15 protein-coding genes and 1 pseudogene are annotated in these 22700 nt (G+C 46.7%); 6 read left to right on the forward strand and 10 right to left on the reverse strand.

Going from position 1 to position 22700, the window contains the following annotated elements; translation table 11 throughout:
* From HMPREF9448_RS12440 to HMPREF9448_RS12450, 3 genes and pseudogenes are all read right to left on the reverse strand, one after another.
* Positions 1 to 1419, reverse strand: a pseudogene (locus HMPREF9448_RS12440) (hypothetical protein); the annotation flags it as partial.
* 56 nt (positions 1420 to 1475) lie between these two features.
* The gene (locus HMPREF9448_RS12445; RefSeq protein WP_008862928.1) at positions 1476 to 3017 is read right to left on the reverse strand and encodes a YifB family Mg chelatase-like AAA ATPase; all 1542 of its coding nucleotides are present in this window, start codon (positions 3015 to 3017) and stop codon (positions 1476 to 1478) included.
* A gap of 24 nt (positions 3018 to 3041) precedes the next feature.
* A complete protein-coding gene (locus HMPREF9448_RS12450; protein WP_040296283.1) occupies positions 3042 to 4112 on the reverse strand; it encodes a DUF4369 domain-containing protein in 1071 nt (356 codons plus the stop codon).
* Positions 4113 to 4374: 262 nt separating this feature from the next.
* Here HMPREF9448_RS12450 and HMPREF9448_RS12455 point away from each other — a divergent pair, with 262 nt between their 5' ends.
* The gene (locus HMPREF9448_RS12455) at positions 4375 to 5205 is read left to right on the forward strand and encodes a phospholipase A (RefSeq protein WP_040296304.1); all 831 of its coding nucleotides are present in this window, start codon (positions 4375 to 4377) and stop codon (positions 5203 to 5205) included.
* A 448-nt stretch (positions 5206 to 5653) separates the two neighbouring features.
* On the opposite strand, the gene HMPREF9448_RS12460 is transcribed toward HMPREF9448_RS12455, so the two are convergent.
* From HMPREF9448_RS12460 to HMPREF9448_RS12475, 4 genes are all read right to left on the reverse strand, one after another.
* Entirely contained in the window at positions 5654 to 6181 is a 528-nt protein-coding gene (locus HMPREF9448_RS12460) for a GNAT family N-acetyltransferase (protein WP_008862931.1), read from the reverse strand.
* Between the two features lie 88 nt (positions 6182 to 6269).
* Entirely contained in the window at positions 6270 to 7592 is a 1323-nt protein-coding gene (metK, locus tag HMPREF9448_RS12465) for a methionine adenosyltransferase (RefSeq protein ID WP_008862932.1), read from the reverse strand.
* A gap of 328 nt (positions 7593 to 7920) precedes the next feature.
* Entirely contained in the window at positions 7921 to 8400 is a 480-nt protein-coding gene (folK, locus tag HMPREF9448_RS12470) for a 2-amino-4-hydroxy-6-hydroxymethyldihydropteridine diphosphokinase (protein WP_008862933.1), read from the reverse strand.
* A gap of 428 nt (positions 8401 to 8828) precedes the next feature.
* On the reverse strand, positions 8829 to 9305 hold the full coding sequence (locus tag HMPREF9448_RS12475; protein WP_008862934.1) for a DUF456 domain-containing protein: 477 nt from the start codon (positions 9303 to 9305) through the stop codon (positions 8829 to 8831).
* Positions 9306 to 9653: 348 nt separating this feature from the next.
* Here HMPREF9448_RS12475 and HMPREF9448_RS12480 point away from each other — a divergent pair, with 348 nt between their 5' ends.
* Positions 9654 to 11150 carry a glycoside hydrolase family 10 protein gene (locus HMPREF9448_RS12480; protein ID WP_008862935.1) on the forward strand — a complete coding sequence of 499 codons (1497 nt, stop codon included), beginning with the start codon at positions 9654 to 9656 and terminating at the stop codon, positions 11148 to 11150.
* Between the two features lie 933 nt (positions 11151 to 12083).
* On the opposite strand, the gene pckA is transcribed toward HMPREF9448_RS12480, so the two are convergent.
* The gene (gene pckA, locus HMPREF9448_RS12485; protein WP_008862936.1) at positions 12084 to 13691 is read right to left on the reverse strand and encodes a phosphoenolpyruvate carboxykinase (ATP); all 1608 of its coding nucleotides are present in this window, start codon (positions 13689 to 13691) and stop codon (positions 12084 to 12086) included.
* A 281-nt stretch (positions 13692 to 13972) separates the two neighbouring features.
* On the opposite strand from pckA, the gene upp reads away from it, so the two are divergent.
* The 4 genes from upp to HMPREF9448_RS12505 all read left to right on the forward strand — a co-directional run bounded on the left by upp (position 13973) and on the right by HMPREF9448_RS12505 (position 20380).
* A complete protein-coding gene (upp, locus tag HMPREF9448_RS12490; protein WP_008862937.1) occupies positions 13973 to 14623 on the forward strand; it encodes a uracil phosphoribosyltransferase in 651 nt (216 codons plus the stop codon).
* Positions 14624 to 14657: 34 nt separating this feature from the next.
* Positions 14658 to 15788: a hypothetical protein gene (locus HMPREF9448_RS12495; protein WP_008862938.1), complete on the forward strand. Its 1131-nt coding sequence runs from the start codon at positions 14658 to 14660 to the stop codon at positions 15786 to 15788.
* A 296-nt stretch (positions 15789 to 16084) separates the two neighbouring features.
* On the forward strand, positions 16085 to 18457 hold the full coding sequence (locus HMPREF9448_RS14290; RefSeq protein WP_008862940.1) for a GDSL-type esterase/lipase family protein: 2373 nt from the start codon (positions 16085 to 16087) through the stop codon (positions 18455 to 18457).
* Positions 18458 to 18694: 237 nt separating this feature from the next.
* Positions 18695 to 20380: a SulP family inorganic anion transporter gene (locus tag HMPREF9448_RS12505; RefSeq protein ID WP_008862941.1), complete on the forward strand. Its 1686-nt coding sequence runs from the start codon at positions 18695 to 18697 to the stop codon at positions 20378 to 20380.
* A gap of 87 nt (positions 20381 to 20467) precedes the next feature.
* Here the strand turns inward: HMPREF9448_RS12505 and cysS are convergent, their stop codons facing one another.
* Both cysS and HMPREF9448_RS12515 read right to left on the reverse strand, forming a co-directional pair.
* Entirely contained in the window at positions 20468 to 21940 is a 1473-nt protein-coding gene (gene cysS / locus HMPREF9448_RS12510; protein WP_008862942.1) for a cysteine--tRNA ligase, read from the reverse strand.
* Positions 21941 to 21974: 34 nt separating this feature from the next.
* Entirely contained in the window at positions 21975 to 22679 is a 705-nt protein-coding gene (locus HMPREF9448_RS12515; RefSeq protein WP_008862943.1) for a Bax inhibitor-1/YccA family protein, read from the reverse strand.
* Between the last annotated feature and the right edge of the window lie 21 nt (positions 22680 to 22700).

Below are 22700 nucleotides of genomic sequence, written 5' to 3' on the forward strand. Positions count from 1 at the left end.
GCCTAAATTATTTTGTGTCGTTGCCAAGCCCGGCTCGTAAACCTGTGGATTCACTACGGATAACCGTTGATAAATCTCCACGGCAGAGAGATACATCTCTTCGCTATCCTCATAACGTTGGGTATCGCTGCACAAAAGGCCTAAGTTATTTTGAACCATTGCCAAGCTCGGCTCATAGGCTTGTGGACTAATGGCCGCAAGTCGCTGGCAAATGTCTAAATTTTCTCGATAACGAGCTTCCGCCAAATCGTATCGTTTGTTTGTCTGTAAAAAACAACCATACTCAAACAAACTTTTTGCCAACTCTTCCTCCGAAAGGTTGGCTCGGATTAGCTCGATACCCTGCTCATAGGCATGGCAAGCCAATTCGAAGCGACGAGGCTCTGCATAGTCTGTCATCAAAGCCTTTGCCCGCAAAACATACTCCTCGGCCAACGATCGTGTCTTTTGAAGTCCCGCCTCGATAAGCGACCGACCGGAATCGACCAGTAGTTTTCCTTGCTCTATCTCCTTGCGGGCCTGAGCGACATCGGCGGCGATATCTTTTTCATTCAAAATCTCCACGACCCCTTTGCTGTTCCCTCGCTCGAACATCTCTATCGCCAACCGTTTGCGCTCGCTCACCGGAGTTCCGCTCCCGATCAGCTTGTTGATGGATAGAGCAAGATCGAACAGCTGGCTCTCCAATCGGTTGAGACTTTCCCGTTTCTTGTATAGTTCCGCTTGTTTCTCATCAATCATCGGTTGAAGCTCGGCGACACCGGTCGCTCTCAGTCGGGCGATCTCTGTATTCAATCGGGCAATGGACTCTTTCAACGAAAGGTATTCCGGATTTTCGGCGGCAAAAGAGAGATTGTCCAGTTCGGCTATCTTGTGGCCGTAAAGCGAAACGACTCCGTTCTCTATCTTAAAGTGGTTACCCTCGGTTACGGAAGCGTTGCCCGATACCGATGGAATGATCCGCTCCAACTGCATGACAAAATGCAACTTCATGGCATCGTCGGTGGCATAGTTGCACCAATAATGCCCCACCCGATCGAACAAATCTTCCTTGAATCGTTTCAACGCCTCGTCCTCCATTTCACCTTCTATCAAGGCACGAATATAGACAAATGTCTTAGGGTGACTCTGATTCTTCACATATTCGTCCAAGGCTTGATTGAACTCCTCTATGGTGTATTCTCCCGCTTTGCGGTGAAACATACAGATACAAATATCGCTGGCACGTACTATGCGGTTGTAATCGTCCTGAGTACGGGTTCCGGTGCAAAATGCCGAAAAATCTTCCCAACGTCTGCACCTTATGCGATATCCCCGAGGCTCGAAAATTTCGTCCAAAGAAGCCACCAACGAATGGAAACTGTTACGGTCGTTTTTCAACTCGTCGCTGGATGCCAAAAATACGGTTATGTTCTTCATATCGTTATATCTGAGTTTCACTATACTTTAATATAGGTCTGCAAGATAAACAATTTCTACCTATCTCCCCAATTCTCCCGGTCGAGATTTCGGTAATTCACCGCTTCGTTGATGTGTTGCACCTGTACCCCTTCGCTACCTTCCAAATCGGCGATGGTACGAGCCACTTTCAAAATACGGTCGTAGGCCCGTGCCGACAAGTGGAAACGGTTCATCGCATCTTTCAGCCGTTTCAATCCCGCCTCATCGGGGACAGCGAATTGGTTCAGCAGCCGGGTAGTCATTTGGGCATTGCAATGAATGCCGGGATAGTCGGCAAAGCGTGCGGCTTGAATTTCTCTTGCGGCAATGACTCGTCGACGAATCGACTCGCTCGACTCCGCCGGACGGGTGTCGGAGATTTTCTCGAACGGGACGGGAACGATCTCCACTTGTATGTCTATGCGGTCGAGCAGAGGGCCCGAAATTTTTCCCAAATAACGTTGTATCGTTCCCGGGCTGCATATACACTCTTTCTCCGGGTGGTTATAATATCCGCAAGGACAAGGATTCATCGAAGCGACCAACATCACCCCGGCGGGATATTCTATCGAGTATTTTGCACGTGCTATCGTTATCTTGCGGTCTTCGAGCGGTTGACGCATCACTTCGAGGACTTGACGTGAAAACTCGGGCAACTCGTCGAGAAAAAGCACCCCGTTGTGTGCCAATGAAATTTCACCCGGCTGGGGAAAAGTCCCGCCGCCCACCAACGCTACCGGCGATATGGTATGATGCGGCGACCGGAACGGCCGTTGCGACAACAGCGAACTACCCCTCTCCATGCGTCCGGCGACCGAATGTATCTTGGTCGTTTCGAGTGCTTCCTGCAATGTGAGAGGCGGTAGTATAGAAGGCAACCGCTTCGCCATCATCGATTTTCCGGCGCCCGGAGGCCCTATGAGTATGATGTTATGTCCGCCGGCCGCCGCTACTTCGAAAGCCCTCTTGACACTCTCCTGACCTTTGACATCGCTGAAATCCAAATCGAAATGGGTATATTCCCTGAAAAATTCCGCACGAGTATCGATTACCGTCGGTTCCAGCTCGATCTCCCCGTTCAGGAAACGAATCACCTCGGTGATATTCTCTACGCCATACACATCGAGATGATTGACTACCGCAGCCTCGCGAACATTGGCTTTGGGAATAATCAACCCCTTAAAGCCCTCCTCCCTTGCCTTGATAGCTATGGGCAACGCCCCCTTGATAGGAAGAATGGAGCCATCGAGAGACAACTCCCCCATCAACATATACTCGCTCAATTTACCTGTTTCTATCTTCTCGTCGCTCGCCAAAATCCCCACGGCCAAAGGCAAATCATACGCCGCCCCTTCCTTGCGTATATCGGCAGGCGACATGTTCACGATTACCTGTTTCCTCGGAAATCTGTAACCGTTATGTTCCACGGCCGAGACAATCCGCTCGTGGCTCTCTTTCACGGCTGCATCGGGCAATCCCACCATAAAGAAACGGATACCCTGCGAACAGTTCACCTCGATAGTCACTACAAGAGCATCGATACCCTGCACGGCTGCGCCAAAAACTTTCACCAACATAGTAATAGATTTTGCAATAATAGGTTATGGTGTTACTAAACGTTCGATATAAACCCTCGAAGAGTCGGGCGAAAGCCCTCGGGCGACAATCCGTCCCAAAGAGTCGGCGACCAACAGATAAGGTATGCTTTGGATATGAAGCTCTTTCACCCCCGGATAAAGATAACCGCCTTTCGCCCACCGCCGGGTCCATACGGCCGAATCGGACTCGATTCGCTCCTTCCACACGGCGCTGTCCCTATCCAGCGAAATTTCCACGACCTGCACCAACGAATCGTATCGTTCTGCTATCTCCCTTAAAAAGCCGCTGTACCTCTGTGTTCCGGGTGTCTCGGCAGCCCAAAAACAAAGCAGAGTCGCTTGGGCTTCTCGGGGATTCAGCAGTTCGGTCGTATCGGCCACCGTAGTCAATGATAAATAAGGTAATACGGTGTCACTCTTCTGTATGGTTTCAAATTGTCGATACATTTCCAATGCCGTGGCCGGCGGAGCCGACAGTACACGGTCGTCCAACAAACCGATCAACGAATCGCAAAACGCATCGCTCGCCCTTCCCAACACATAATCATCTAACAAAATAGCGCTCACGGGCGAATCTTTATGTTCGCCTACATACTTTGCCACAACACCTTGCAACTCCTTGCTCAACTGCTCGTATCGTCGGGTTCTCATTCCCGATGCCGAAATGTTCCTTTCTGCCGACCAAGACTGCAACAACTCTTTATTCTCTTGATTGAACTTAAACAAATCCTTATTTAGAGAACTTCCTTTCACTCTCAACCCGAAAGGATCCTGCCCGTCGCCCGACAATTCTATCCGGTCGCCGTTCTGCACATATATCTTGGTCAGGGGCGTTTTATCGAAATAATAAAACTGTATGGGAATAACTGCCGAAGCCGAGTTTTTGAATGTGATAAAACCATTCTGCGGACGGAGAGTATCTACGACAATGCCGTTTTCAAGACTATAAACGGCATAAATAGGGCGTCCTCCTAAATTATTGATAGTTCCCTCCACGACAAACTCGTTATCCTTGCCGCCGCAACCCGACAGCAAAAGGACACAAATACACAGTACCGCACCTATTTTATTCATGCAAAAAACATTTTCATTTCTTGCAAATGTACTGGATTTTACGGGAGGAGCAAAACAATATCCGGGCAAAACAAAGTATAAAACCCGACAACAATGGAAAAACCGGCGAAAAAGAACGACCTTTTTACCTATAAAATAAAGCCGATATAGCATATATTTGCACAATTATCTATATCGGAATGTATCGGATATAGATGCGGTTCGAAATAAAAAAATGAACAAGTTCATTTTTCATTTCTCCCACCATTTGTTATATTTGTATATGAAACGATTGTTTATCTTACTGCTGATAGTTCTGCTCTGCATTCCGGGTTTTACCCAAATCCGAAACGATGTCCCCCGATACAATCCCGACAGCGTGCGCAAAGAGCTGGACAAAAGACCTTATTTTTCACTATACAAAGACAACTACTTCATCGGGGGTACGACCATCGGGAGCAAACCGACCAATAAAAATTCCGATGTAAAATTCCAACTAAGCATCAGCCAGAGACTTACAAAAAGTAAACTTCCATTCGACACCTACCTCTTTATAACCTATACGCAAAAAGCATTTTGGAATGTCTTTCAAGAATCTCTCCCGATGTACGATCTCAACTTCAATCCCGGCATAGGGCTATCGCATCTGGTCATACATCGAAATAGACTTATCGGACAAGTCTCGCTCCTGATCGAACATGAATCGAACGGGAAAGACAGCATTTGGTCTCGCAGTTGGAATAAAATCTCGTTTATGGGTGCGCTCGCCGTCGATCGCAATGTAGAGCTTCAATTCAAAACATGGATACCTATCATCGACAGCGGGAACAACCGGGATATCCTCAAATACTGCGGTATTTTTCAATTAGCAGGTAGTTACATAAGCGACAATCGTCGGTTCGGGGCTACCGTTATTCTCACCAAGCGGAGCGGCTGGAATTTCAATTTCAACACCGTTATCGAACTGAATGCCCGCTTATTCCCCAACGAAAACCAATATTTCTTTATACAATATTACAACGGTTACGGCGAAGGACTGCTCGACTATAACAAATTCCATTCTCGCCTGAGAGTAGGGTTCGTCATCAAACCCCAGAATTTCAGCAATTACTGATTCCTCCTTCACACATAGCTTTTTCAATCCGTGGGGCAGGCATAAATTTTATCGATGAATCACTTGTCGACAAACACACTCCGGACTTTTCGGTGAAAGGTTGATTCTTGCTTAAATTTCTGTACAAAGCGTACTACTCCTCCCCTGCCGTGTCCCGTAGTATTGCGGGGTGTTTCCGTTAGGGAATATAGGGGGAGTACCCGCAGGGCGAGGAGGTTAAAAAGATTATATAGGGGTAGAAATATAAAAAGACAATCCCCTCTGATTTCCGATTGAACCGATATCCCCACTAATCGACAGATCCTCCTTATAGCCTCCGTGCAATAGGGCAACACATCATTCCTAATCGAAACACAATATATTCAAAGAGCGGGGCTTGTACGATTTACAAGCCCCGCTCTTTGAATACACCTTTTTTATACTCCTCCGAACAAAAGGACTCGAAATTTTATCCTTGTTGCATCACGACCTCAGTCAAGTCCGTGCTAAAAATCCGGTACTCATTTTCTGTTATAGACCGGGGAGATGTAAGCACAACCAACGAATGAGGCGGATAACCCTCCCGATAGGGAGGATGCGTATGGGCAAAAGGGTTCTCATGGAAGCCGCACTTTCGGTAAAATCTCAAACGAGCTCTCGAAACAGAATCAACGACAGGATCGATTTCCAGCAAAACAATTTTAGAGGTCGAGCGGAGAAACGCATTCAAAATTTCGCTTCCATACCCCCGTCCTCGTAATCCTTGATGCACTGCGAAATGCTCTATATACCTATAACTGCTAAACTCCCAATAGGAGATAAATCCGACAAACATATCCCCTTCGCTATACCCTACCAAATGATAATCGGCACACGAGAACGCTTTTTCCTGCTGCTCTTGCGTCCGCTGCTCGAAGATAGGGAAACTGACAGTATACAATTTCCGCCACGAGTCGTAAAGCTCATGCTGCGAACTATCTATATCTATATAATTCATAGTCATATAATATTTCCCATGAATATCCCATTATCAAGGAATCATATCACCGTGGCAAAACCGGCACATACGATCGCTCGAATCCTCATCATGCCATTCCGAAAGCCTTTTTCACGACTTCGACATAATCAAGTTTCTCCCAAGTGAACAGCTCTACCTCACGAACGATCGGTTCGGGGTTATAATGCGATTTGAATGTCTTCACGACAGTTTGCGGTTTTCTTCCCATGTGACCGTAAGCCGCCGTCTCCTCATAAATAGGATTACGTAACTTCAAACGTTCCTCGATAGCTTTCGGACGCATGTCGAAAATCTCGCACACCCGTCGGGCTATCTCGGCATCGCTCATCGACACGTGCGATTTACCGTAAGTATTCACATAAACACTCACCGGTTCGGCGACTCCTATGGCGTACGACACCTGCACCAGAATCTCGTCCGACACCCCTGCCGCTACCAAATTCTTGGCAATATGACGAGCGGCGTATGCGGCCGAACGGTCTACCTTCGAGGGATCTTTTCCCGAAAATGCGCCACCTCCGTGACCACCTTTGCCGCCATACGTGTCGACGATAATCTTGCGACCCGTCAATCCCGTATCCCCGTGAGGCCCGCCGATAACGAATTTGCCGGTAGGATTCACTAATAAAATCAACTGGTCGTCGAACAAGGTTCGTACCCGTTCGGGCAGTTGTGCGATAACACGAGGTAACAACACCTGTTTCACATCGTTGTAAATCGTCTGCAACATCTCCCGGTCGGCCGCTTCCTGAGCCTCTTTCGAGTCGTCGGCCGGAGTCACGAATTCGTCGTGCTGGGTCGACAATACGATCGTATGCACCCGCACAGGTTCGTTCCGTTCATTATATTCGATGGTTACTTGCGATTTGGAGTCGGGACGCAAATACGAAGTCACCTTCCCCTTGCGCAGATAGGTCATTGCCGAAGCCTCCCGGCGGATAACGGCCAGCTCGGTAAGCAACAAGTGAGACAAATCGAGCGACAACGGCATATAATTATCCGTCTCATTGCAAGCATACCCGAACATCATACCTTGATCTCCCGCCCCCTGACTCATCGCTTCGGCGCGCTCCACGCCCCGATTGATATCGGCCGACTGCTCGTGTATGGCCGAAAAAATACCGCACGAGTCGGCATCGAACTTATACGAACTTTTATTATATCCGATACGGTGAATCACTCTGCGGGCAACCTCCATCAAATCGACATAAGCATTCGATTTAACCTCGCCTGCCAATACGACCTGACCGGTCGTTACAAGGGTCTCGCATGCAACTTTCGAGTTCGGGTCATACGCCAGAAACTCGTCGAGCAAAGCGTCCGATATCTGGTCGGCCACTTTATCGGGGTGTCCTTCCGACACCGATTCCGAGGTAAACAAATAATTCATTGGTTTCTCTCCTGAATAATAGTGATACATTATTGGAGGAAGAAAGACCGCAATTCCCACGAAAACAAAGGTGATTTGATAAAGCCGGACGGGCTTCGAAAAGCCCCGTAACGCAGTTTTAGCATTTTTTTCCGTGGTTGCAAGCAGCCAAATCCTTCCACATTTTCGGCTACAAAGATAGTACAAGTCCAAAGCAAAAGCAAATTTATTTGCAATTTTGCCGAAAAACAATGTACATAGAATAGAGATGTACCGACAAACGCAAAGTCTCTCTATGTTGTAGGCCTTTCCCCGATCGTATCATATAAATAAAACTCTGGGGGCTAAATCACTTTTCGTTCCGTAAACCTTCCAATAGCTCCGTTGCCGTCTTTCCCAATACCGGGTGCACCCATTGCGGAGCTATTTCGACAAGCGGGGTCATCACGAAAGTCCGCTTGTGCATATACGGGTGAGGCAACACCAGCGAGTGAGTATCCAACACCAAACCGTCATAGTCGAGTAAATCTATATCGATAAGCCGGTCGACATAACTGCCATCTCTTTCCCGATGCTTTTTACTACCCAATTCCCGCTCGATTTCCTGTACGGTGAATAATACCTCTTCGGGAGATAAATCGGTATCTACTGAGATAGCAGCGTTACAGAACGTATGCACCGATTGATAGCCCCACGGAGCCGTCTTATAAAACGACGACATGGCAACGACAGCTCCCACCCGTTCGCCAATCTTGTCGATGGCTTTTCTCACGATTCGCTCCTTATTCCCCAAATTCGAGCCCAAGCCTAAATATACTCGTTTCCCCATAGTTTTTACCTCCTTTTTGCGCTACTAAGATAGCAAAAAAGACGTTTTTCGCAAAAAATTTTCCCCTTCTCTCCCCATTATTATGACTCAGTCTATATGAATAGAGGGTTACTTTTAAACTTCTCCCTTGCCGTGCCCCGTAGTATTACGGGGTGTAGCGTTAGCAATAGGGGAGGTGGCACGTAGTGAAGGAGGGGTTGAAAAAACAGCGACAGTAGCAAACCGGACATCAACCTCTCCCTTGCCGTGCCCCGTAGCATTGCGGGGTGTAGCGAAGCAATAGGGGAGAAACCGAAGAAACAACCGTTTCTGAGGAGAGGGGTTGAAATATACAAGGACAATCCCCACGAACTATCGACCGAACCATCATCATACCGCTCGAAAAAAAAATTTTTTCGTCTTTCTTCTCAGGAAAGAGAGAAAAGAAATCAGAATAGAGCAGAGATGAAGACAACCACGAAATAACCGCAGAGCGATACCTTTAAAATTACTCCTAAGAGAAATCCTACAAAAGCGCCCAGCCCGGCTTTGAGAGCTTCGTGTGTGAGTTTGCCACCCAACAGTTCACCAATGACGGCTCCCACGAGAGGACCGAAAATAATGCCCCATGGAGGGAAGAGGAATATGCCGATGACGGTTCCCGCTATACAGCCCCGGTTCCCCCATTTGCTACCTCCGCTGTATTTCGTGCCGATGAGAGGTGTGAGGTAATCGAGCACCTGTACAATAATGACCAATATGGCCCAGACGATGAGCTGTGTCGCAGTAAACTGCACCTTGTCGGTGAGATGAAGAAGTATCATGCCCACATAAGAGAGCGGAGGACCCGGAAGTGCCGGAAGAAAGCAACCCGCTAACCCGACGAGCAAGCATATCGCTCCTACAATAATCCATATAATATCCATATCATATCTATATTTTGCACGTTGTGCATGCAGAGTAAAAAGCGAGTCGGATAAAACCAACCTCATTTTTTCGTGCCCAGCCCGACTTATTCTCGCATATTGCAAAGATAGTGAAAGGTGAGCGCAGAGGCAAACGGAAATCTCATTTCAGTTTTGACTATGCCGAGCCGTATCCTATATTCTACAAATATAGTGAAAGGTAAGTGCAGAGGCAAACGGAAATTGCATTTTCGATTTGCTTCCTATATTCGTAGTGACAAAGATAATATGAACGAACACAGAAACAAATAAATTTGGTTATCTCCTTGCCTTGCACTATTTTTGTCTCACAAAACAAAAATCAATACAATGAAACTTAAAATTTATTTATCACTATTATTGTTTTCCTTTTTAAGCGGAATGGTGTCGCAGGGCGCAGAACACCCGAAACGAGAATTTCGCGGCGCATGGATTCACACGGTAGGTCAGAGTCGCTACATGGAGATGAATCGGGATGCGATGCAAGACTATTTCGACCAAATGTTGGATAGTTTGCAGCATATCGGTATCAATGCGGTTATTTTCCAAGTACGCCCGACGGCCGATGCCTTTTATCGTTCGGAACTTGAACCGTGGAGCAAGTATCTGACCGGGAAGCAAGGCGTGGCTCCCGAACCGTTGTGGGACCCGTTGCAGTATATGATCGAGCAATGTCATGCCCGCAACATGGAGTTGCATGCGTGGCTCAACCCTTATCGGGTGGGAACTAATGCCGATGAGCCGCTCGCCGCATCGCACATCTATCATAAACACCCCGAATGGTTCGTTCGGTATGGCCGACAGCTCTATTTCGATCCGGGGTTACCGGAGTGCCGCCGCTTCATCGGCCGGGTAGTCGACGATATTGTATCGCGATACGATGTAGATGCCATTCACATGGACGACTATTTTTATCCTTATCCGATAGCAGGCAGCGAGTTCCCCGATGAAAACAGTTATGCCCGGTACGGTAACGGTATGGATCGTGGCGATTGGCGTCGGGAGAATGTCAATGCATTGATTAAGGAACTGCACAAGATTATAAAATCGCGTAAACCGTGGGTGCGATTCGGTATCAGCCCGTTCGGTATTTACCGGAATCAAAAGAGCGACCCGGACGGCAGTGCGACGAACGGGTTGCAAAACTACGACCAGCTCTATGCCGATGTGTTGCTGTGGACACGCAACGGTTGGGTCGATTACATGTTACCGCAACTTTATTGGGAGATAGGTCATCAGGCCGCATGTGTCGAGACACTGATTTATTGGTGGAACAATCATGCCAACGGACGTCATCTCTACATCGGTCAAGACGTGGCACGTACGATGAATGCTACCGACGTGAATCCCATATACACGCAACTGAACCATAAAATGCAGTTGAGCCGTTATCTCGACCATGTAGGTGGAAACTGTTTCTGGCCGGGCTATTCCTTGTTGGAAAATTATAAAGGCATAGCCGACGACTTGAAGGGGTATTACCATGCGGTTCCCTCCCTTATCCCGGCCTATACGTTTATCGACAGCAAGGCTCCCGACGAGGTGAAGGGTTTGAAGGCAAAATGGACTCCCGAGGGATACGAATTGCAGTGGAAAAGAAAGAAAACCAACGATGAGATGCAGAAGCAAATTTATTTCTGTGTCTATCGTTTTGCACCCAGCGAAGACATTTGTTTATGTGATGCATCCCATCTCGTAGCCATTACTCGGGACACGAAATTTTTGCTCCCTTATAAACACGGAACCCGTCAGTATGTATATGTAGTGACGGCAGTAGACCGTATGCACAACGAAAGTAAGGGTAAGATAAAGAAAGTGAAGTTGTAAACCGGCATCTTCATCGACCGATAAAAGCAGAAAGAAGTACATGGAAAAGTCAAGCTATATTTAACCTCCTCTGTTTTTACTCCTTCGGTGCTTTGTGTGTATTCTTTCCCTTTTCTCTCCCCTGTACACTCTTAACCTCCTCCCTTGCCGTGTCCCGTAGCATTGCGGGGTGTGGCGTCAGCCATATAGGAAAGGTGTCCGTAGGACGGAGGGGTTAGAAAATACCGGCAACAACAAAAATAACAGGGAGCAGCAACCTCTCCCTCTGTGTCGCGCAGCGATATAGGGGGAGTGCCCGCAGGGCGAGGGGGTTAAATTCCCTGTAAAAAAAATCTCAAAATCTAAGAAGCTGTTTTAAATTTATTCCAAGACAGATTGAGACCTATGTTGAAGCTGATTGGAGTCCGAGATAGGCAGTCAATAGCGGGCTATTGACAAAAATCAAGGGGTTCAAGATGCGAGACAGGGGCTCAATATGGCCGGAACATACCTGCTTGCAATGATAATATTATTTCTCTATAAATTTAAAACAGCTTCTTAGATTTAACCCCTCTCCGTAGGATTCACTCCTGCGGCGTCCCCTATCTCCGATTGAAAATCGAAGCAGGGGAGAAGTTGGAAACTACCAACCGACTAACAAAATAGCCCTCAACAAAATAAGTATAAGCATCTCAACCTTTCCCTTGCCATATCCCATAGCACTATGGTCTGTTTTCCACATGGAAAATATAGAGAAGTAAGGAATTCATCGAAACAGCCCCGTCGATTTTCCAAAAAAAGTTTTATACACTATTATACCCACCTTGTAACACCACGAGACACAGCAGAAGACAATACTTTCATCGTTATTGAAAATCCACCGGACCATCACAAAAAAACAACAGGCCGCTTCGACGAAGCGGCCTGTTGCGTATAGAGTCAAATCGTGTACGATTACAATTTCGGACCGGCAGCAACCAAAGCCTTACCGGCGGCATTACCTTCGAATTTAGAGAAGTTCTTGATGAAACGAGCGGCCAAATCCTTAGCTTTAACTTCCCAATCGGCAGCATTAGCATAAGTATCGCGAGGATCGAGGATATTTTTGTCCACACCCGGCAACTCAGTAGGAACAACGAAGTCGAAATAAGGAATAACCTTTGTCGGAGCTTTGTCGATAGAGCCATCGAGAATAGCATCGATAATACCACGAGTATCGCGGATAGAGATACGTTTGCCCGTACCGTTCCAACCGGTGTTCACCAAATAAGCCTTAGCGCCTACCATTTCCATTTTCTTAACCAGCTCTTCGGCATATTTGGTCGGATGCAACGACAAGAATGCAGCTCCGAAGCAAGCCGAGAAAGTAGGAGTCGGTTCGGTAATACCGCGTTCTGTTCCGGCCAATTTAGCGGTGAAACCAGACAAGAAATAGTATTTGGTTTGTTCTGCGTTCAAGATAGAAACCGGAGGAAGAACACCGAATGCATCGGCCGACAAGAAGATTACTTGTTTAGCGTGAGGACCTTTCGATACCGGTTCTACGATATTCTTGATATGATAAATAGGATAAGATACACGAGTATTTTCCGTTACGCTCTTATCTGCGAAATCGATCTTTCCGTTGGCATCAACCGTAACGTTTTCGAGAAGAGCGTCACGTGTAATGGCATTGTAAATATCGGGTTCGCTTTCTTTATCCAAGTTGATAACTTTGGCATAGCAACCGCCTTCGTAGTTGAACACACCGTCGTTGTCCCAACCGTGTTCGTCGTCACCGATAAGCAAACGTTTCGGGTCGGTAGACAAAGTAGTTTTTCCCGTTCCGGAAAGACCGAAGAAGATAGCTGTGCTCTTACCTTCTTTATCGGTGTTGGCCGAGCAGTGCATCGAAGCCATACCTTTCAAAGGATTCAGATAGTTCATGATTGAGAAGATACCTTTCTTCATCTCACCGCCGTACCAAGTATTCAAGATAACTTGTTCGTTAGTCTTCAAGTTGAAAACGGTAGCGGTTTCAGAGTTCAGACCCAGCTCTTTGTAGTTGTCTACTTTCGCTTTGGCTGCGTTGAACGACACGAAATCGGGTTCACCGTAGTTAGCCAATTCTTCATCGGTAGGACGGATAAACATGTTCTTCACGAAGTGAGCTTGCCATGCAACCTCCATGATGAAACGAACTTTCAAACGAGTAGCGGGGTTAGCGCCGCAGAAAGTATCCATTACGAACAATCTCTTTCCCGAAAGCTCTTTAACGGCTTTGGCTTTCAAATCGGCCCAAGCTGCTTCCGAGCAAGGTTTGTTGTCGTTTTTATATTCATCGGTAGTCCACCAGATAGTATCTTTGCTGGCTTCATTCATCACAAAGAATTTATCCTTAGGAGAACGACCGGTATAAATACCTGTCATTACATTCACAGCACCGAGTTCAGTCACCTGACCTCTTTCATAACCTTCCAATCCTGCTTTGGTTTCTTCCTCAAACAGAACTTCGTAAGAAGGATTGTGTAAAATCTCTTTTACATCCTTAATACCATACTTGCTTAAATCTAATGTTGCCATTGTTTTTGAAATTTAATGGTTTATAAAATATTTCTCTTTTTTCTTAATCCATGAAAACCGACTGCAAAATTAAAAACAAATTCTACAAGTAACGATTTAATTAAAGAAAATTTTCGCTAATTGTTTGTATTTATTACAAACACACCCTCAATCGCTATGCCAAGATAGCAAAAAGGTCTGTTTCTTTCCTTTTTAAAGAACAAAACAAAAGAAAAAACAATCTATAATTTTCCAAAACAAAATTTATACGTACTTTTGCTCTTCGGCAAAAAACACAAAATATGGAAGTAATCAATTTTGCGGAAAAAAACTCGGTAATAAACCGATTTATGGCCGAATTAAGAGATGTAAATATTCAAACCGACCGAATCAGATTCCGGCGAAACCTCGAAAGAATAGGCGAAATAATGGCTTACGAAATAAGTCACCGGCTCCATTACTCCGAGAAAAAAGTAAAAACACCGCTGGGAACGGCCCATGTCAATCTTCCCGACGATACAGTCGTGTTGGCCACTATTCTTCGGGCAGGTCTGCCTTTTCATCAGGGATTCCTCAGTTGCCTCGACGATGCCGAAAATGCATTTGTCTCGGCTTACCGGAAATATAAAGACAAGCTGAATTTCGACATCTTTATCGAGTATATCGCTTCACCGCGAATCGATGGTAAAGTATTGGTACTCACAGATCCCATGCTGGCGACAGGCGGATCTATGGAGCTATCCTACAAAGCTCTGCTCACCAAAGGCACACCCAAAGACATACACATCGCATCGGTAATCGCAAGCCGGCAAGCGATCGATTACGTGAAAGACCACTTCCCCGAAAACACGACAATATGGGTAGGAGCGATCGACGATAAATTAGACGAACACTCCTACATCGTTCCGGGACTTGGCGATGCCGGAGATTTGGCATACGGAATAAAGGAATAACAACCGAGAACAAATTGCTGAAATTATAAACATCATGTCAATCACTATTCAGGAAATATCAGGAACTCGCGGTTTGAAAAAGTTCGCAAAGTTCCCGATAAATTTATACAAAGGAAACGAATACTATGTACCGGCTCTGGTTCTGGACGAAGTAGGAACCTTGAATTCGAAAAACAATCCGGCGTTCGACTTCTGCGAATCGGTTTACTACATGGCCTATAAAGACGGGGAACCCGTCGGCCGAATTGCCGGAATCATCAACCACAAAGCGAATGAAAAGTCCGGGGAAAAAGCCGGACGCTTCGGATTTGTCGATTTCATCGACGACAAAGAAGTCAGCAAAGCGCTTTTCAATGCCGTCGAAAAGTGGGCAAAATCAAAAGGCATGACCGAAATACACGGGCCGCTCGGTTTTACCGACATGGATCCCGAAGGAACACTCGTCGAAGGATTCGACCAACTAAGCACGATGTCTGCCATCTACAACTATCCATACTACCCGCAACACATCGAAAGCATGGGCTACGAAAAAGCGATAGATTGGGTGGAATACAAAATAAAAGTACCCGAATGCGTACCCGAAAAACATCAACGCATTAGCGACATCGTACAACGAAAGTACAATCTGCGAATTCTGAAATTCAAAAGCGCATCCGACGTATACAAAGGCAATTACGGTCAAAAAATTTTCGACCTAATCAACAACGCCTATGCCGATTTATATGGATATTCGACACTGTCTCAACGACAAATCGACTATTATGTAAAAATGTACATTCCGTTATTACGGCTCGAAAACGTAACAGCCATTGTCGACGAGCAAGACGATTTGATCGCCGTGGGTATTGCCATTCCTTCTTTGTCGAAAGCCTTACAGAAATCGAGAGGCCGGCTGTTTCCTTTCGGTTTTATCCATCTGCTCAAAGCCCTCAAAGGAAAAAACGACGGGGTTGACCTCTTGTTGGTAGCTGTCCGTCCCGACTACCAAAGCAAAGGAGTCAATGCGTTGCTATTCTCCGACCTTATCCCGGTATTCATTCAAAACGGTTACAAATATGCCGAGAGCAATCCCGAACTCGAAATGAACGAGAAAGTACAATCCCAATGGCAATATTTCGAACGGCAACAACACAAACGCCGCCGAGCCTATACAAAAAAGATATAACACGCCAGTGAGCGAATCACCCATACCCACCCCCTTTGCGTTCAATAAATGAACCACAAAGGGGGTGTTCCATTTATAATTACCCGTGACTTTTCCGGTAAACAAGCGACGACCAAACCACGACAACCATAAAAACAGAGAAAGAGACAAAGGAGGAATCGAAACCCGGAAAGAAGAAAATACACTTTCGCCATCATCGAGTCTCGACGGACAACAATAAAAAATTCCCGATTCGGTATAAGGGTACACGACGTTTTTGGTGTCATAATATGTGAATCCTTAAAAATATTATCGACATGAGAAACTATTTTAACTCCATGAAAAAAGTCAAATTCTCACTATTCTTTTTATTATCGGTATTCGGGCTATGTGCTCAAAGTCCTATTTTGGTTTTAGAAGCCGAAAACGCCGACTCCATTCATTCACCGGCGAGAGTTAAATCGGGCGACGGTTTCTCCAACGGGAAATACGTGGGCGGAAACGACCGGGGTAGTTACCTCTTCTTCCACAATGTGAAGATGGAAAAAGCCGGAACCTATGAATTCAAAACTTATTTCAACTGCAATGGTGTACGTCGATTCACTGTAAAAGTAAATAATTATCCAGAGGTAGAATGTACCGTTAACGGAACGGCGAAATGGGATACTCCCCCTGCCGAAACGGCCAAGGTGCTGATTTACTTGGCTGCCGGGACGAATACCATAAAAATAACGCCCTATCCCACGACATCAGGAGGTCCGAATTTGGATAAATTCGAAATACTGGAAACCTCGGAATCACCCCTGCCCGTACCCCAAGAAGGTTTCCCTATAACATTGGAAGCCGAATACGCCCATTTATACGGAGACCTGAAAGTGAAAAATCTGGAAGGCATGTCCAATGGTCGCTACGTGGGAGACTTCAACAACAAGAATAATTCCTACTTGCAATTCACGTGTGTCGATATACCCGAGGAAGGGCCGTATGAATTGAAAATCTTTACAAACGACCCCACAGGACGTCCTTTGGATATTCAAATCAACAACTATGCAAAAACCTATATCAATGTGAACAAGTCCGAAGGCAAATGGGATCAACTGCCCACGGCAGAGACATCGGTATTGATTTGGTTGGACAAAGGGCTGAACACGATTTCGTTCACCGAATCATGCCGGTACGACGGGCCCAACATCGATAAGATAGAAATACATGAAACCGACCAGACTATGGAAAAACCCGACATCGAAAAACCCTATCCCGAATCGTGTAAGGAAATCGACGAATACAAAATATCATTCATGGGATCCTCTGTCTGCTATGGAACAGGAGCGACAAACGATTACGGATACGCCTACATATATACCGACCTACTGAAACAACGTAAACAAGAAAACATCGGCAAAGACTGGACCACCTCGAACATCTCCATCGGTGGGAATACGACCCAAATGGTACTCGACCGTTGGGAACGAGACCTATTGCGGGATTGCGGACGCTACGTATTCTACGGGTTGTCGCTCGGCAATGAACGGAACAACGGCACTCAAACCGACCAAGCCGCGAAAAATTACGAGAAAGGCATGAAACAATTGATTCGCCAAGCCGACTCCGTAGGTATCGTGCCGGTCATGGCAAGCAACTATGCCAACGGAGGATTCAACGAATCCGATTATGAGATTTTGAAAAACCTGAACCTGACCATACAGCAATGGGAAGTACCTTCGGTAAATATGCTGGGAGCTGTCGACGACGGAGCAGGACGCTGGGTCAAAGCGATTGAAAGCGATGGAGCACACCCCAATTCGGACGGACATCGGGAAATGTCCTACGCCATAGTACCATCACTCTTCGATGCTTTGGATGCCGGGAAAACCATTCCGCAACGACAAGAAAGCACCGCCTATGCTTTGGGCAAAGCGTCCGCTACGCAACACATCGAATTCGTACCGGAAAATATCGTTCACCCCTTCACCCTTTCATTCGAAGTGAAAGCCTCTTCTGCCGGAACTCTCGCCTCGTTCGAGACCGAAAACGGCACGGGTAATATTAAAATCGACGAAAACGGAAATATCGTTTACGAATCGCCATCGGACGGACAAATCACATCGACCACCTCGGCCAATGACGAATGGTTATGTATATCCTTGACACACTATTATGCGTGGGGAATGACCCAACTGTATGTGAACGGCGTAAAATGCGGAGAGCTTTCCGAAAAGCTCGTAGCAACGAAATTTGCCTTAGGCGGGAGTAACGCGCCCGATAAGGCAGACTATCGCCAACTTTTCTTCTGGCGTTCGGGTATGAACGATAAAGAAATCGCCGCCGTGGCCGAAGGCAAAATGTTACGGTCGAGTTTGGAAATCTATGCTCCTTTAAGCAACGAAAGTCCGCTGCTCAATCTGGCACAAAGCACAAACACACTCGCATTGGTAGAAAACACGACATCGGGAATCGCTTCCCTTAAAGAACGTTGTATGTTGTTCTCGCCTAATCCCGTAAAACAGGGAGAACGTGTAAACGCCGGTTGTTCGGGAATATTCGAAATCTATTCTGTGAACGGTATGTTGCTCGACAGGCAAACCCTCCGAAATGAAAGCGAAACGATTTCTACCGACGCCCTGACAGCCGGCACTTATGTAATCCATTCGAACGATACGGGAAAAATAGGATTGTTGGTTATCTATTAAGCGTACCACCGCACTATTCGATAAAGAGAAAATACCATTACCCAATATCCGGGTGGTATTTTCTCTTTATTATTTTTTTTATTTTTTCGGCAAATACTGGCTTTAATCATAAAAAATAGTTAATTTTGTTGCGTTTTTTCAAATTGGTCACCCGACCGATTAGAGAGGTAATTAATTTGTCGAATCCCGATGTCGAAATCGGGCTCTTCGAATAATAGGTATAAAATAGGTAAAAAGATGAAAAGTACATTAGATTTTCACCCGAAGTTTCTCGCTTCGCTGGCAAGCTATTCCAAAGAAAAATTTACGAAAGACCTCATGGCCGGTATCATCGTCGGTATCGTCGCTCTGCCTTTGGCTATCGCTTTCGGTATCGCCTCGGGCGTATCTCCCGAAAAAGGTCTCATCACCGCCATTATCGGCGGATTCATCGTCTCTTTCTTAGGCGGGAACAGCGTGCAAATAGGCGGACCTACCGGAGCATTTATCGTTATCGTGTACGGCATTATACAAGCCTACGGATTGGAAGGACTGGCGATAGCCACTTTCATGGCCGGTTTGATATTGGTCTTGATGGGCTGCTTCCGCTTGGGAACCATCATTAAGTTCATTCCCTACCCCATTGTCGTGGGATTTACCAGCGGTATCGCGCTTACCATTTTCGCCACACAGATAAAAGACCTGCTCGGATTATCGATGGACAGCGTCCCCGCCGATTTCATATCCAAGTGGGTCGCTTACTTTCAGCACATCGAGACCACCAATTTCTGGTCGCTGGGCATAGGAATACTCAGTATTCTCATCATTGCCTACACTCCCCGCATCTCCAACAAAATACCGGGCTCCCTCATGGCGATTATTCTCATGACCGTGCTGGTCTATGTGCTCGAACGTCTTTGGGGAATCGAAGGAATAGAGACCATTGGAGACCGTTTTAACATCAGCAATGAAGTTCCCGAGCCGCAAGCTCTGAATATCAATATGGAGACGATAAACCAATTACTCTCTCCGGCATTTACCATCGCCGTATTGGGAGCCATAGAGTCCCTGCTATCGGCCACCGTCGCCGACGGTGTAACCGGCGACAAGACCAACTCCAATACCGAGCTTATCGCACAGGGAGCCTCCAATATCGTGGTTCCTTTCTTCGGGGGAATCCCTGTCACCGGAGCCATTGCCCGTACCATGACCAATATCAACAACGGCGGGCGCACTCCCATTGCCGGTATAATACACGCTATCGTCCTTTTGTTGATATTCCTGTTCCTTATGCCGCTTATCAAGCTCGTGCCCATGTCGTGCCTCGCCGGTGTATTGATCGTCGTTTCCTATAACATGAGCGGTTGGCGCACGGTACGTTCCTTGCTGAAAAATCCGAAATCGGACGTGTCGGTACTTATCATCACCTTCCTGCTGACCGTTATATTCAATCTTACGATCGCCATCGAAATCGGGCTGTTGTTGGCCGTTGTCCTCTTCTTGCGCCGCATGACAGAGACCACGCAAATATCGGTACTCCACGACGAGCTCGATATTGCGACCGGAACCGAATCGACTACCCACGAAGTCTTGAAAGTAGCCAAAGGCGTGGAAGTTTACGAGATAGAAGGCCCGTTCTTCTTCGGGGTAGCCACCAAGTTCGACGAACTGATGCGTAGTATGGCCGATCGTCCGCTGGTGCGCATTATCCGCATGCGGAAAGTCCCCTTTATCGATTCTACGGCTATCCATAACCTCGAAATCCTAATTACCTCGTCACAGAAAGAGAAGATACATGTCATTCTGTCGGGGGTCAATCCCACGGTACACGCCACTCTCAAAAAGGCGAATATAGACCGGCTTATAGGCGACGACCATATCTGCGACCACATCACCAAAGCCGTGGCAAAAGCCAACGAGTTCGTCGCAGAAATGAAGAAATAAAAGAGGCTCCAAACATTCATACATACGACAAACCCCGTGTTCTGAGCAGGACACGGGGTTTGTCGTATCATTTCATCGAAAGTCTGTTTATTTCAACTTCCACTCTACACCCTCTTTGGTGTCTTTGATTTCAAAACCTATCTCGGACAACCTGTCGCGAATGTAATCCGATGTCGTCCAATCCTTACGAGCCTTAGCCTCCTTACGCACATCGAGCAATAAATCCACGGCTTTATGATAGGCCTCGTTCCCTTCTTCCGAGACACCGGCCTCTTCGCGAATGCCCATGATATCGAAAAGGAATATACGGAAAGTTTCCTTCAAATGAGCCGAATCCTCGGCCGACAAAGTAGCTCCTCCCGCCAATACCGTATTGATAATCTTCACGGCTTCGAACAAATGGGAGATAACGATAGGCGTACTCAAATCATCGTTCATCGCCTCGTAACAACGTTCGCGAATGGTTTTCACATCGACCGTGGAAACTTCGGCAGGCTCGATCTTCGAGAGGTTGTCCCACCCTTCGAGCATACGTTGCAGGGCCTTTTCCGATGCCTGCAAGGCCTCGTTGCTAAAATCGACCGTGCTGCGATAATGCGCTTGCAAGATAAAGAAGCGTATCGTCATGGGCGAATAAGGCTGTTGCAACAATTTGTGATTACCGGAGAAGAACTCGTCGAGCGTAATGAAGTTACCCAACGATTTGCCCATCTTCTGCCCGTTGATGGTAATCATGTTGTTATGCATCCAATAGTGCACCGTCTCGTGCCCCTGCGCAGCCACCGATTGGGCTATCTCGCATTCGTGGTGGGGGAAAAGCAAATCCATGCCTCCGCCGTGAATGTCGAATTCCTCGCCCAAGTACTTGGTGCTCATGGTCGAACATTCGAGATGCCAACCGGGAAAACCGTCGCTCCACGGCGAGGGCCACCGCATGATATGTTCGGGAGAAGCCTTTTTCCAAAGAGCGAAATCGAAACTATTGTGCTTCTCGCTCTGTCCGTCGAGCTCCCGCGTCGTGTTGAGCAGGTCGTCGATATTGCGTCCCGACAGCTTGCCGTAATGGTGGTCTTTATTATACTTCACTACATCGAAGTAAACCGACCCGTTACTTACATAAGCATATCCGGCCTCTATAATCTTTTTGATATATTCGATCTGTTCGATAATATGCCCCGACGCATGCGGCTCGATACTCGGCGGCAACACGTTAAGAGCTTCCATCGCCTTGTGATAACGATTCAGATAATATTGTACCACCTCCATCGGTTCGAGCGATTCGAGCCGTGCTTTTTTGGCGACCTTATCCTCCCCTTCGTCGGCATCGTTTTCCAAATGCCCTACATCGGTAATATTGCGCACATAGCGCACTTTATATCCCAAATGCCGTAAATAACGGAACAATACGTCGAACGTGATAGCGGGACGGGCATGTCCCAAATGAGCATCCCCGTAAACCGTGGGACCGCATACATACATACCCACGTAGGGAGGGTTCAACGGTTTGAACTCCTCTTTTTTTCGGGTAAGTGTATTATAGATATAAAACGGTTGTGTCATATCGAGTATATTATGGATTCAGTTCCCGTAACGCTTAATCGTTGCTACGACCTCCGAAAATACGAAGCAGATAAAGGAACAAGTTGATAAAGTCGAGATAAAGCGACAGAGCGCCTATCGTCGCCAACTTCCCGGTCTGGGAAGGATCGGTCACATAGGCCGCATTCTTGATCTTTTGGGTGTCCCATGCCGTCAATCCGATAAACAAAGCCACGCCGAACAAACTGATAATCCAGTCGAGAGTACTGCTTGCCACGAATATATTGACAATAGATGCGATGATCAACCCGAACAATCCCATGATACAATAGCTCCCGAACTTGGTCATATCGTTCTTGGTAACCATGCCATACACGCTCATCGCCCCGAACACGCCGGCTGTGATGAAGAATGTATAGGCGATAGAGCCCAAATCGTACACGACGAAAATGGACGAAAATACCACTCCGTTAAGAACAGCATACAGATAGAACAACAGCGTGGCGGTCGTCGTGCTCAGTTTATTCAACATGCCCGAAACAACGAAAACAACGGCAAGTTCGGCAATCATCAAGCCGAAAAAGACAGCCCGATTTCCCAACACAACCGATAATATGGCCGGAGAAGAAGCCACATACAACGATGTAAGAGCCGTTACAACAAGGGCGAGGAACATACGCCCGTACACCTTACGCATCACCATCGACAAAACCGATGTCCCGGTAGTCGATTTATAAGAAGAATCATACAAATTTTCCATTTCTTTCTATTTTAACAGTTA

The sequence above is a fragment of the Barnesiella intestinihominis YIT 11860 genome (assembly GCF_000296465.1).
GTDB lineage: Bacteria > Bacteroidota > Bacteroidia > Bacteroidales > Barnesiellaceae > Barnesiella > Barnesiella intestinihominis.